A 13250-nucleotide genomic window follows, 5' to 3' on the forward strand; every position below is an offset into this window, starting at 1 on the left:
TTAAAATTTAGTTGATTTGTGTAACCCAAATCCTATTAAAATTTTATACAATGAAACAACTATTAGTTTTACTAGTCTTTATTCCAATTTTAAGTCTTTCTCAAGAATCCTTAGAAGAAGAGCTAGATTCCATAAGTTCAATAGAAGACGCCAAAGTTTTTGCTAAAACCCACAAAAAAGAGAACAAGAGTAAAGTTCTCATTTTTAACAAGGAAAAGCACAAAACAAAACTCGCGGATGCACTTTTCAAATTGTCCGTAGGAGGTAAAAAAGTGTTGGATGAAGACCAGAAGAAAATCTATTATAAAGTCATAGATAAGAAAAAAAAGCTACACTATAGAGTGAGCTACATTTACTTTGATGGTCGCACAATGCCCATGGAAGACATTAAGAGTAAACGCTCAAAAATTATTGCACAATATAAAGAGGGTTATAAATTTGAAGCATTGGCAGAGCTTCACTCTATGGATCTCAATGCGAAAAGAGGTGGTGATTTGGGCTGGTTTCCTGAAGGACGTATGCATCCAGATTTTGAAAATGCCGCAAAAATTCACGACAAAGACGATATTTTTACGCTAGATATTGAAGATCGACAATGGTACTATATTGTCTTAAAGACGCACGAAGCTAAACCTATTGAAGAAATTACGGTTTTAAAGTATACAGAAGTGACCAAATAATGCAGCTCTTTTATAATCCCCATATTTCTGAAGATCAAACAGAGTTCAACTTTGATAAAGATGAAAGTCGCCATATTGTAAAGGTGCTTCGGAAAAAAGTCGGTGACCGCATCCATATCACCAATGGAACGGGTTGGTTATTTGAGGCAGAATTGACTTTAGCGGATATAAAGCATTGTACTGTTGCTATCGTTTCTAAAGCTTTACAAGTCCAACGCAACTATCATTTGCATCTTGCTGTTGCTCCTACTAAAATGAATGATCGCTACGAATGGTTTTTGGAGAAAGCCACCGAAATAGGCATTGATGAAATCACACCGGTCATTTGCGATAATAGCGAGCGTAAAGTGGTGAAATTGGAACGCTTCGAAAAAATCATTCAGTCTGCCATGAAACAATCCCTGCAGTGCTATTTACCAAAACTTAACGATATTATACCATTCAAGGACTTTGTACATCAAAATATGGCTGGTCAGAAGTTTATTGCGCATTGTGAAGATACCGACAAAACATCGCTAAAATCAAAACTCAAGGTCGGCGATAAATGTGTAATTATGATTGGCCCTGAAGGTGATTTCAGCACCCAAGAAATTGCATTAGCACTTGAAAAATATTTTATTCCAGTGACCTTAGGCCATACGCGCTTAAGAACCGAAACCGCCGCTGTTGCAGCCTGTCATTCTGTAGCATTTACCAACGAATAGCTAAAGGACTTTTTGACCCGCTCCGGTAATATCCAGCGTATTATTTTCAATTACGACGATTAAAGATAAATCGTCGGAAGCTTTGACTATGTTTGGAATTACAAGTGAGCCTTTTCCAGAATTTGTCTCTAACTTAAAGCGTTGCTCATTAACGACGATATTGGTATTAATGAGCTCTCGATTTCTATTTTCACCGCGTTTGACGGACGTTTTGCGCTCGTTAATAACTAAAATGGTTCGTATGTAACGGTCTTGGAGCCCACCGCCTATGTCGTAATTAAAACGTACCAAGTCCTCTGATTTCGAGACCTCAGATAGCTCAACACTATTGGCATTGGCTTTAGCAGCATACTTAGTGATCTTCTGATTTAAAGCTTGCCTATTAGAGCCTACAATATGCTCCTGTCCATTAATGACAAGTTGCGGCGTATAAATAGTACTGCTGTTAAACTTAGAGCCATAAGAACGTTGTCTCTCGGTATACACAGATTTGCTAAAAGGGTCTTTCCATCCGATATAATTCCAATAGTCCACATGATAGGACAAGGCTATAATGGTATTGCTTTTTACCTCATCTAAAAGGCGATCTGCTGGCGGACAACTAGAACAGCCCTGAGAGGTAAATAACTCGAGGACAATGACGTTATTAGTATCTACAGGCTTATCCGTAAGTAAGGAAAAAATGAATACAGGAATTATAAATAATGTTAACAGAATAGACTTCATAGGATTTCTTTTTTACATTTGAAACATGAATCTTAAGTCGAAAAAAAGAATACCTCTTACACTACTCGTTGGAATTGTGATGAGTTTAACAAGTTCTCAACTTGTGGCTCAAGATGTGGCCGTGCTAAGATATAAAGGTGGAGGCGATTGGTACAGCAACCCTACGGCCTTGCCTAATTTGGTAAAATATTGCAATGATCATATTGATACTAACATCAACGAAAATATCCAAACCGTTGAAGTTGGGAGTACTGATATTTTTCAGTTTCCCTTGTTGCATATGACAGGCCATGGCAATGTATTCTTTAGTGATGATGACGCCGAAAACTTAAGACGGTACCTCATCTCTGGAGGGTTTCTTCATATCGATGACAATTATGGGATGGAGCCCTATATTACACAAGAACTCAAGAAAGTATTCCCAAATAATGAACTGCGGGAAATCCCGAAAGATCACGAAATCTTTAATTCGGCATATAATTTCCCAAACGGTTTACCAAAAATTCATGAGCACGATGGCAAAGCTCCACAAGCCTTTGGTGTGTTTCACGAGGGTAGATTAGTACTCTTATTTACTTTTGAAAGTGATTTAGGTGATGGCTGGGAAGATCAGGAAGTACATAACGATCCCGAAGAAGTAAGGGAAAAGGCACTTAAAATGGGCGCCAATATAGTTAAATATGCTTTTGAGAATTAGAACTACATATGAAACGTTTTTCCATTAAATATAAAATCGTGGCCATCTTATTGGGTATAGCTTTTGTCTTTCAATCTATGAATGAGATCAATTGGCATACCTATACAACTGGAGTTGACAGTTATCACTATCAGTGTGGCTGTTTCGGATGTTGGCCATCGCACTTGGCTGTTAAGTGTAGTTCTTATAACCACCAATAATTTCATGATTTTTGCAACTTACGCACTACACTTCCAACTTTAAAAAACAAAAACATCCCATTACCATAGTATGCGATAACATTAGTAATGCCCCAAATATTGGGTCCTTATTTCGCATCGCAGATGCCTTTAATATTGAAGAACTCGTGTTTTGCGGTGCCGATATTACTGTTGGAAAGCGTATGTCTAAAACATCGCGTTCTACAGAGAAATACGTTAACCATAGAATTGAAGATGATATTAACGCTGTAGTACATCAATTCAAAAGTACGCACTTTATCATAGCCTTAGAAATTACGGATAGCAGTCTGGAATTGAGCAAATTTAAACTGGACACCAATCGTCCCATTGCCCTTGTTATTGGTGATGAAAACTTTGGTATTTCAGAGTCTGTGTTACAACAATGCGATGCAATAGTACACATCAATATGTACGGCAATAATAGTAGCATGAATGTGGTACAAGCCACAAGCATTGCTTTATATGAAATTACGAACCAACTTAATTCATAAAATTTGTTCCACTAAATTTATTTCAGCATCTTTGAGCTATGAATTCAAAAATCATCGCTAATGGCATTTTAAGAGCGTTGGGCATTCTTGCTGCTATAGCCTTGGTGTTGTTTTTTCTTTACAAAATTCAATCCGTCATCGTATACATTGCAGTCGCTGCTGTGATTTCATTAATAGGGCGGCCTATCGTCTTGTTTTTAAGACGTAAACTCAAGTTCAACAATACTCTGGCAGTCATAGTGACAATGATTTTATTTGTGGGTATATTGCTAAGTTTAATTGGGATGTTTATTCCACTTATTGCCGACCAAGGAAAGAATCTGGCTTTATTGGATTTTCAACAGTTGGAACGAAATGTCGACGACCTTTACCAACAGATTACCACCTATTTTGAATTCAATAATATCGATGTTGAGCAATCCATAAAAGATTCTAATCTCTTATCCAAGTTAGATTTTTCGCTAATTCCCAACTTCTTTAATGGTTTAGTTAGTGGATTAGGCAGTTTTAGTATAGGCTTGTTTTCGGTTTTGTTTATTTCATTCTTCTTTTTAAAGGATAGTCAGTTGTTCGAAAATGGTATGATGATATTTGTTCCCAATGGTAATGAGATGCGCTCAAGACGTTCATGGAATAAAATTAAGGACCTATTATCTCGCTATTTTGTGGGACTTATATTCCAGATCCTAATTCTTTTTGTGATTTATACCATTGTATTGTTGATTTTTGGAATCGATAATGCCCTTGTTATTGCCTTTCTATGTGCCTTGCTCAACCTTGTCCCCTATGTCGGTCCTTTAGTAAGTGGTTTTTTAATGCTGTTGCTCAGTATGTCCAGTAATTTGGGTGAAAGTTTTAGTGCCGTTATTTTGCCAAAAACAACCTACGTCATGATAGGTTTTATTATAGCACAATTGGTTGATAATTTCTTTAGCCAACCTTTTATTTTTTCTAAAAGCGTCAAATCGCACCCACTCGAAATCTTTTTAGTGATTATCATAGCTGGTATCCTATTTGGGATTGTAGGTATGATTGTCGCCGTACCAGCATATACTGCCATCAAGGTAATTCTGAAAGAATTCTTATCTGAATATAAAATCGTATCTAAGCTCACCAAAGGCTTATAGTTATAGTTTGAATAAAACTATCTTAAATATTGAAATACAGGAATTTATAAATTCTCATCTTAAATCTGATATTTCTACTATATTGCTAAAAGGGCTTCCGTTTAAAGACATTGATGCCAAACTAATCATTGAGCAGATTGAAGCTAAAAAACGTTGTGAAAAAAAGTTGCCAACTTGGTTTAATACCCCAACTATTTGTTATCCTAATAAGCTTAATATTGAGCAAACATCTTCAGAAGTCACAGCCAAATATAAAGCGGATTTAGTTTCTGGACATTCATTAATCGATCTCACAGGTGGCTTTGGAGTGGATAGTTTTTACTTTTCTAAAACTATGGAAAGCATCACGCATTGTGAGATAAACCAGGAGCTTTCGGACATAGTACAACATAATTATAAAGTTCTAAATACACCAAACATTAACTGTTTGAATGAAAGTGGCATCGACACGCTTAAGCGATTGGACCGTCCATTCGATTGGATATACATTGACCCATCCAGGAGGGACGAAACAAAACAAAAGGTATTTCTTTTAACAGATTGTACGCCAAATGTTAAGTCGTTTCAAGGGCTGTTTTTAAAGTATTCTAAACATGCAATGATTAAAACTTCGCCCTTACTCGATATCAAAGCCACCGCCATTGATTTAAAATTTGTTAAGGATTTACATATCCTAGCGGTCGATAACGAAGTCAAAGAATTATTGTGGGTTTTAGAACGGGATTATACGGCTGAATTCACAATTAAAACCATAAATATTACCAAATCCACAAATCAGGTTTTTGAATTTCAACATAGCGAAGAGGCCTCAGCCTCAGTTACATATTCCGAGCCTCTCAGCTATTTGTACGAACCCAATGCGGCAGTTTTAAAAGCTGGTGCCTTTAATTCCGTAAGTGCTCTATTAAAAGTTGTTAAGCTTCATAAACACTCGCATTTATACACATCTAACCATCTCATAGATTTTCCGGGGAGACGATTTAAAATTGAAAAAGTTATCCCGTTTAATAAAAAAGAATTCTCAAAAGAACGTATCACCAAAGCCAATATCACCACTCGTAATTTTCCGCTATCAGTTCATGATATCAGGAAAAAACTAAATGTAAAAGATGGTGGTGATCACTATCTTTTCTTTACTACGAATGCGAACAACGCTAAAATTGTGCTGTTATGCTCTAAAGTGTAGTGGGTGTATATGATACAATCTCATTATTGGCATCAATCTCAATCTCATAGGCCATACAAGAATTCATTTGCAATGTGACCTTATCATCTATTGAAGACTCGTCAGTATTGAGATAAAATATCACTTCGCCTTCGGGAAAACTCGCCCAAGATGTTGTTGTATCTGGGGGAATATTAGGTATATCAACTAATGCAGACCCATTACCATTAGCTACAAGCAAACTAAAAGCAACTGTACCGTTATTAACGACCCTAGTAACGGGATCGTCATCAATACAAGAATTAGCTTGTGAGGTTAAAACATCGTCTTCAGTAGTTGATTCATTGGGGTCAGCCGTGCAGGCAAAAACTATCATTGCCACAAATGGCAAAAATCTAAGTAGGTTTCTCATCGGTTAATAGTTTTTTTATTGTAGAACTCGTCTACAACAATCAATTTGGGATTTCAAACATATAAAACTAAATTCAATTATCGGTAAAAAGCATTAAATATTCGACGAAATGCATATTAGTCAAATTTGAAAATCGTCGATTCTGTAAATGCATAAGAGATGGCATCTTCAGGACTTTCGTGCGTATTTAGCCCTGTAAACAGGCTAAACGCTGGCAAAACCAGATATCTTGAAGTCACTTGATAGCAAGGTAGTTTCACCTTTTGCCTACCCTTACCTTTAATGAGAATACCTGGATGGATATGACCAGAAATCATAAAATATTCTGAGGTTTCTGCACTTGAATCATGAACAAACAAGAACGGTTTCATGTGCAATTCTGTGACCTCTTCAATTCTTAAATCGCTCATGAGATTTTTAGATTGCCTATCGTGATTGCCTCTGACTAAGATTATTTTAAGCTGTTTGAAAGCGTTTAACCAGGACTTAAAGGTTTGAAGGTTGCTATTAGCTTCAGCATGGAACAAATCGCCAACAATAATGAGTTTAGACACTTTGAAATAGTGGATTAAGGTTTCAAGGCGCTCCAGATCTTTTACCAAAATATCATCTGGCATTGGTATTCCATGTTTCCGGAAATGCGCAGTTTTACCAATATGAAGGTCTGACAGAATTAGAGCATCTTCATGTTCCCAATATATGGCTCTTTGATTGGTTAGTGCGAGACGTTCGGCCTCTATGGTGATATTCTCGGTTATTATTTGCATTTAATTGTCATATCGAATGAATTTGAGGCGTCAAGCAAGTCTCTCAAAAAGAAACAAAATTATGTGATTTCTCGCTTTGCTCGAAATGACTAGTTAATTTTAAAAGCCTGTTCTTTAATACGCTGAATACGCTTGTCTAGATTTTCGTTACTCATCGTACCTCTCAAACTATCTACTTTAAGCGGAAAACTCAAGGGTGTAAAGGACTTTGCATACTTAACTATAATCTTACTTTTAGAGATACGTTCAAACGCCTGTTGCAACCTTGCTTCTTCGAGTTGTTGATTAAACACCTCTGTATAAGCTTGTCGTAGTAATAAATTATCTGGTTCGTAATCTTCAAGGACCCTAAATATAAGACCCGAAGAGGATTGTAAACTCTTGTTGTTCTTTCTGGCACCAGGTTGGGACTGCACCACTAAACCTGCAATGACTGCGATATCCCTAAACTTACGGGAGGCCATTTCTGAGGCATTGATGCTGGCAATAACATCGTCCATTAAATGCTCTTTACTAAGGAGGTCTTCAATAGTGTCTTCATCAACTGGAATCGGCTGATCACTCAATAATTCAAAACCATAGTCATTCATGGCGATGGTGAAGGTTATAGACTTGATTTTACTTATTCTATATGCGATTAATGCTGAAAATACTTCATGTACCAGTCGGCCTTCAAAGGGATACATAAATAAATGATGACCATCTTTGGTTTCGATCAGTTCTACTAAAAACTCATCATCTTTTGGAATGTGCGAGTGTTGCACCTGCCGACTTATCAATGGATTTAAAAACCGTAATTCTTTTTCCAGTCGACCAGGTTGTAGGGCATCTGACAATTTTAATCTTAAATAATGACTTAAATGTGAGGTCAACGGAAGACGCCCACCCAGCCAGCTTGGCGAGACCGCTTTCTTAGCCTTGCTACGTCTCACCAAAACGGTCATATCCTTAATTTGAACCAATTCGAGAATGCGCCCTGCTAAAATAAAACTGTCCCCAGGTTTCAATTTGGAAATGAAAAATTCTTCAATCATCCCGATGTAACCTCCAGACATAAACTTTACCATGACATTGACTTCGCTCACGATAGCACCAATATTCATACGATGTAACATGCTGATACGCCTACTTTTTACGCGGTAGATGCCATCATCTTCCAATAGGACCTTATGAAACTCTTCGTAAGAATTCAGGGTTTTTCCGCCCTTAGTAATAAAATGCAGACACCACTGCCAATCTTCTTTGGTTAGATAATGAAATGCATGTACTTGCTGGATGCGACCGAATACATCTTCTGAATCAAAACCTTCGCCCACAGCTAAAGTCACCATAAATTGCACTAGGACATCAAAGGTCAATACCATAGGATCTCTTGGTTCGACCTGTTTATTTTTAATGGCTTCTTTTAGCGCAGATACCTCAACCAATTCTAAGGAATGGGTAGGTACGAAGTATATCTTTGAGCGCTCAAATGGTGAATGCCCACTTCGCCCCGCACGCTGCATAAAGCGTGCTACACCTTTTACTGAACCTATTTGAATCACACAATCTACGGGTTTAAAATCTACCCCTAAATCCAATGATGATGTGCAAACCACGGCTTTTAAATAGCCTGAGGCAATATGGTCTTCGATCCAATTACGAAGTTTCTTATCTATGGACCCATGGTGTATGGCTAACAGACCTGCCAAATCGGGTTGTGCGTTCAGTAATAACTGATACCATAATTCCGCTTGACCTCTTGTATTCGTAAAAATTAAAGTAGTGGTATTAGAGGCAATAATTGGAAGAATTTTATCAACCATTTTCGCACCCAAATGCCCAGCCCACGGCAATACTTCTATCTCGTTGGGTAGTACTGAGATGATATCCAATTTCTTTTTTTGCTTGGCCTTGATTTGCGTAATTTTTAAATCGCTATAGGGCAGTAATACAGATTTGGCCTCTTCCAAATTACCAATGGTCGCCGTAATACCCCAAATTTGAAGTTTTGTCGAATAATGTCTTAGTTGAGAAATAGCTAACTCTGTGAGAACACCGCGTTTATTTCCTATAAGTTCATGCCATTCATCAATAGCCACACATTGCACGCTTTTAAACCATCGCGAATTCTTTTTCTGCGAGAACAGCAAGTGCATGGTTTCTGGTGTTGTCAGTAAAACATCAGGCATTAGTCGTTCTTGTTTTCGTCGCGTCGCAGTTGGTGTATCACCATTTCTTACTTGAACCGACCAGTCTAAACCGATTTCCTCAACGGCCTCAGACATCGCCTTAGCCAGATCTTTAGCTAAAGATCGTAATGGACTTATCCACAACAGTTTTAAACCTTTTTGGTAGCGTTCCGGATAATTGAGATAATCGATAACTACTGCCAAAAACACTGAGAAGGTCTTACCAAATCCTGTAGGTGCGACTACCATACCCGAGTAGCCATTGGCATAGCGCTGCCAGGTTTGCATCTGAAATGGAAAAGGTGCATGGCCTTTTTCGCCCATCCAATTGTTTACAATACGTAAGCCTTCGCTGTCTTTAAATTGACTCAAGTTGTTGTGATTAGTTCTTTTACGGTTTCTATGGTATCAATTTCGTCAACGGGCTTATCTCTTCGCCATCTTGCTATTCTCGGAAATCGCAACGCCACACCCGATTTATGCCGCTTACTTAAAGCAATACCTTCAAAGGCTATTTCAAAAACCAATTCTGGTTTGACGGTTCTAACTGGACCAAAACGCTCAATGGCATTTTTATTGACCCATTGAGAAATCTCTGTAATTTCCTTATCGGTCAATCCTGAATAGGCTTTGGCTACGGTAACTAAGGCGTCTCCATTTTTCACAGCAAATGTATAATCCGTATACTTTGAACTACGTCGACCACTGCCCTTTTGGGCGTAGATCATGACCGCATCAATAGTTAAAGGGTCCACCTTCCATTTCCACCAATCCCCTTTTTTCCGTCCTGTATGGTATGGTGAATGCTTTTGTTTTAGCATTAGGCCCTCACTATTAATGGCTCTTGAATTATCCCGAATGGCATTTAAATCATCCCATTTTTGAAATGCTACAATAAAAGATAACTTGATGTAGTCTGGTAAAGCGATAGAATTAAATACCGCTTCTAATCGCTGTCTACGCTCCATAAAAGGTGTATCTCTAATATCATCTCCATTAAACTCTAGCATATCGTAGGCATAAAAACCAATAGGTACATCTTCTAAAAGTTTCTTGGTAACATTCTTACGATTCAGTCGCTTTTGCAAATCGTTAAACAACAATACGTCATTGTCCTTCATCGCTAAAATTTCGCCATCAATGACAAAGTCATCCTTAAAATTGCTCATAGCTTCAACGAGCTCTGGAAACTGTTGTGTTACCAATTCCTCGCCTCTCGACCAGATATAGATTTCATTATTACGCTTTACAATTTGCCCTCTAATACCATCCCATTTTTGCTCGACCATCCAATCTTCGGGTTCTCCCAAATCTGATAAGTCTTTTTCTAAAGCATAGGCCAAACAAAATGGGTAGGGTTTGGAATTGTCATAATTAATATGGGTGCCATGTATAAGGGCTTCAAAGGTTATGGAGTCTACATCCCATTTTCCAATAATACTGTGCATCAATTGATTGGCATCTATACCAGTGAGTTTTGACAGGGCATTGACAAGCGTTTTTTTAGAAACCCCAATTCTAAAACTGCCGCCTATTAATTTGTTAAATATGAGTCGCTCTTGCTGGTCTAAACCAGACCAGGCCTCTAGCACAAAAGCTTTCTTTTCTTCATCAGACTTGGACTTTAAGACCTTTAACTCGGTCATCCATTCATGCAAACTCAAATCTAATCGATGCGTCGGTTCAGGCAATAATAATGCCAAGGTTTCCCCTAAATCACCAACGGTGCTATAGCTTTCTAAAAACAACCACTCTGGTAGCTTTGTAAGTTCCATACACCACGTCTTCATTAAGGTGGTTTTTACTGGCCGTGATGGTCGCTTCCCGGTGAATAAGGCAATAAGCCAAAGTTTGTCTTTATCTGGTGCAGTTTTGAAATAATGCTCCAAAGCCGCAATCTTGGCATTGGTCTTATTGGTGATTTCTAAAGCACTGATAAGGTCCGAAAACAACTTCATTCTACATTCGCTTTATCAGTTTCAACTTCTGTGTTAGCTAAGGTCTCGTCCCCATATTCGGTTACTAATTCATTTGCCTTAATACCTATTTCGTTTAAATATTTTGAGAATACGGCCTGATAACCGTGCGTCACATAGACTTGCTCTGCTTCTGAAGATTTTACTGCATCTATTAAACCGTTCCAATCGGCGTGATCACTCACCGCAAAACCCGCATCTACGGATTGCCAACGGCGATTACCACGTATTTGCATCCAACCTGAGCAAATGGCTGTTGCAGGATTTGGTAAGCGCTTTAGCATTCTTGAACCTAGGATAGCAGGTGGTGCCACGATGACCTTATTTTGAAGCGCTTTTTTATCTAAATCTGCAGACCAAAGTTTTGTTTTTGGCAATTTAATACCTGTTTCCTGAATGGCTTGGTTTAAATTATGAATAGAGCGATGCACATAGATATCATCATCTACACCCTTTAATAACGACAATAAACGTTGGGCCTTACCCAACGAATAGCCTAAAAACACCGAAGTGCGATTATTTGATCTATTGGTCTGTACCCAAGCATGTAATTCCTTTTGTAATTCTTCCTCCGATTTCCAATTGTAAATCGGCAGACCAAAGGTGCTCTCGGTGATGAATGTATGACATTTTATGGATTCAAAAGGGGTGGTAATGAAATCGGGTTGTGTTTTATAATCACCCGTAAACACGACGATATAGCCCCCATATTCTAAGCGTATCTGAGCCGAGCCTATGACATGACCGGCTGGATGAAAGCTGACTTTGACGCCATTGATGTCTAAGGCCTCACCATAGCCAATGCTTTGAATATCAATCTCTGCGCCTAACCTATGCTTTAAAATAGGTAACGATTCGTTAGTGCATAGGTAATGTTTCATTCCCCAACGTGCATGGTCTGCATGACCATGCGAAATAATGGCATAATCCACTTTTTGCCAGGGATCCAAATAAAACTTTCCTTGTGGGCAATAGATACCTTTTTTGGTGAATTTAATAAGTCGATTTTCTTTTGACATAGCTTAAAATAGCTATTAAAAATACGACCTTTTAGTATTAAAAAAATGCTAAATGATTCGAATTATAAAAATCTTTATTATAAAACAAGCATTTCATCTTCTCTATTCTTTACTTGGAATGAAATATTTAGTTCACATGATATAAAAAACTGAGAAAAATTGTTGCGTTCTTTAATATGATAAGTTACATTTGCACCCGCCTAAACAAGAAAAGTTATTTTTTCGGGCGGGTCTATAATTTTAAGAAACGTTCTTTTAATTTGAGGAGAGGTGCCAGAGTGGTAATGGAGCAGATTGCTAATCTGTCAACGCGTAAGTGTTGCCCGGGTTCGAATCCCGGTCTCTCCGCCTTCGCCCGCTGAAGTTTAAACAAAAGTGGGCTTCGTTAAATAGGAAAGCGGGCTTCATCGGACAAGTCCGCTCTTTCCTCTTAATAGTTTGATTACAGCGCAAGCTGTTGTCCGGGGTGTAGCACCTCGGCTTCGCTCGGTACAGGCTCTGCCCGGAACCGGGCTATAATTTCAGGTTCCATTGGAATTTGGTAACTGTTTTTTTGAAATATTGACCAGTAATATTGTTTTCGGGGTGTAGCGTAGCCCGGTTATCGCGCCGCGTTTGGGACGCGGAGGTCGCAGGTTCGAATCCTGCCACCCCGACAAATGAAGCTTTTAGGCTTTAGTAGAAAGTTTAAAAGATTCATTAAATTGAAGCTAAGCTTCAATTTGCAACAACACATGTTCAGGATCAACGCAGTTAATCCTTTAATCAGTGTAAAGAAGTTAAGCCCGCCCACCAGCTGGCCCCTTCGCTAAAAATGTCTACTAGACATTTTTTAAACACTCGGTCCGGTCGCGTAGCTCAGCTGGATAGAGCATCTGCCTTCTAAGCAGACGGTCACAGGTTCGAATCCTGTCGCGATCACGAATAAATAGTTCGATAAGAAAAAACGCCAAGCTTGCTTGAGCGTTTTTTTGTTTGGACTATTTTCAAAGCGGAACGCTTTGGATCATGAAAATAATCCTATCACAATCACAATTAAATAAACCCAACAAAAAATCAATTTAGACTTCAAACTCCATATAAGATTCAAAAAG

The 13250-nt window shown here is 38.3% G+C and carries 12 protein-coding genes and 3 tRNA genes; 9 read left to right on the forward strand and 6 right to left on the reverse strand.

The window, feature by feature from the left end; genetic code table 11:
• Positions 1 to 50 precede the first annotated feature (50 nt).
• Positions 51 to 680 carry a peptidylprolyl isomerase gene (locus tag ACO052_RS15780; RefSeq protein WP_422104754.1) on the forward strand — a complete coding sequence of 210 codons (630 nt, stop codon included), beginning with the start codon at positions 51 to 53 and terminating at the stop codon, positions 678 to 680.
• A complete protein-coding gene (locus ACO052_RS15785) occupies positions 680 to 1384 on the forward strand; it encodes a 16S rRNA (uracil(1498)-N(3))-methyltransferase (RefSeq protein ID WP_422104755.1) in 705 nt (234 codons plus the stop codon). The genes ACO052_RS15780 and ACO052_RS15785 overlap by 1 nt, the downstream gene beginning before the upstream one ends.
• On the opposite strand, the gene ACO052_RS15790 is transcribed toward ACO052_RS15785, so the two are convergent.
• Positions 1385 to 2110 (reverse strand): DUF1223 domain-containing protein, encoded by a 726-nt coding sequence (locus tag ACO052_RS15790; RefSeq protein ID WP_422104756.1) that lies wholly within the window; start codon positions 2108 to 2110, stop codon positions 1385 to 1387.
• A gap of 79 nt (positions 2111 to 2189) precedes the next feature.
• Between ACO052_RS15790 and ACO052_RS15795 the strand changes: the two genes are divergently transcribed.
• From ACO052_RS15795 to ACO052_RS15810, 4 genes are all read left to right on the forward strand, one after another.
• Positions 2190 to 2807, forward strand: coding sequence for a DUF4159 domain-containing protein (locus tag ACO052_RS15795; protein ID WP_422108073.1), 618 nt, complete (start codon positions 2190 to 2192; stop codon positions 2805 to 2807).
• A gap of 211 nt (positions 2808 to 3018) precedes the next feature.
• Positions 3019 to 3519: a TrmH family RNA methyltransferase gene (locus ACO052_RS15800; RefSeq protein WP_422104757.1), complete on the forward strand. Its 501-nt coding sequence runs from the start codon at positions 3019 to 3021 to the stop codon at positions 3517 to 3519.
• A 38-nt stretch (positions 3520 to 3557) separates the two neighbouring features.
• Positions 3558 to 4646 (forward strand): AI-2E family transporter, encoded by a 1089-nt coding sequence (locus ACO052_RS15805; RefSeq protein ID WP_422104758.1) that lies wholly within the window; start codon positions 3558 to 3560, stop codon positions 4644 to 4646.
• Between the two features lie 7 nt (positions 4647 to 4653).
• Positions 4654 to 5832: a THUMP-like domain-containing protein gene (locus ACO052_RS15810; protein WP_422104759.1), complete on the forward strand. Its 1179-nt coding sequence runs from the start codon at positions 4654 to 4656 to the stop codon at positions 5830 to 5832.
• On the opposite strand, the gene ACO052_RS15815 is transcribed toward ACO052_RS15810, so the two are convergent.
• From ACO052_RS15815 to ACO052_RS15835, 5 genes are all read right to left on the reverse strand, one after another.
• Positions 5822 to 6223 (reverse strand): hypothetical protein, encoded by a 402-nt coding sequence (locus ACO052_RS15815; protein WP_422104760.1) that lies wholly within the window; start codon positions 6221 to 6223, stop codon positions 5822 to 5824. The two genes, ACO052_RS15810 and ACO052_RS15815, sit on opposite strands and share 11 nt — an antisense overlap.
• A 116-nt stretch (positions 6224 to 6339) precedes the next feature.
• Positions 6340 to 6990 carry a ligase-associated DNA damage response endonuclease PdeM gene (gene pdeM / locus ACO052_RS15820; RefSeq protein ID WP_422104761.1) on the reverse strand — a complete coding sequence of 217 codons (651 nt, stop codon included), beginning with the start codon at positions 6988 to 6990 and terminating at the stop codon, positions 6340 to 6342.
• An 89-nt stretch (positions 6991 to 7079) separates the two neighbouring features.
• A complete protein-coding gene (locus tag ACO052_RS15825; RefSeq protein ID WP_422108074.1) occupies positions 7080 to 9485 on the reverse strand; it encodes a ligase-associated DNA damage response DEXH box helicase in 2406 nt (801 codons plus the stop codon).
• A 44-nt stretch (positions 9486 to 9529) separates the two neighbouring features.
• Positions 9530 to 11119, reverse strand: a complete 1590-nt coding sequence (locus tag ACO052_RS15830) for an ATP-dependent DNA ligase (protein WP_422104762.1) — start codon at positions 11117 to 11119, stop codon at positions 9530 to 9532.
• Positions 11116 to 12156, reverse strand: a complete 1041-nt coding sequence (locus ACO052_RS15835) for a ligase-associated DNA damage response exonuclease (protein WP_422104763.1) — start codon at positions 12154 to 12156, stop codon at positions 11116 to 11118. Before ACO052_RS15835 ends, ACO052_RS15830 begins: the two co-directional genes overlap by 4 nt.
• 264 nt (positions 12157 to 12420) lie before the next feature.
• Between ACO052_RS15835 and ACO052_RS15840 the strand changes: the two genes are divergently transcribed.
• The 3 genes from ACO052_RS15840 to ACO052_RS15850 all read left to right on the forward strand — a co-directional run bounded on the left by ACO052_RS15840 (position 12421) and on the right by ACO052_RS15850 (position 13077).
• Positions 12421 to 12504 (forward strand) — tRNA-Ser (locus ACO052_RS15840).
• Positions 12505 to 12737: 233 nt separating this feature from the next.
• A tRNA-Pro gene (locus tag ACO052_RS15845) sits at positions 12738 to 12812 on the forward strand.
• 191 nt (positions 12813 to 13003) lie between these two features.
• Positions 13004 to 13077: transfer RNA gene (locus ACO052_RS15850), tRNA-Arg, on the forward strand.
• Positions 13078 to 13250: the final 173 nt, after the last annotated feature.

This window comes from Winogradskyella sp. (assembly GCF_965228925.1).
Taxonomy (GTDB): Bacteria; Bacteroidota; Bacteroidia; order Flavobacteriales; family Flavobacteriaceae; genus Winogradskyella.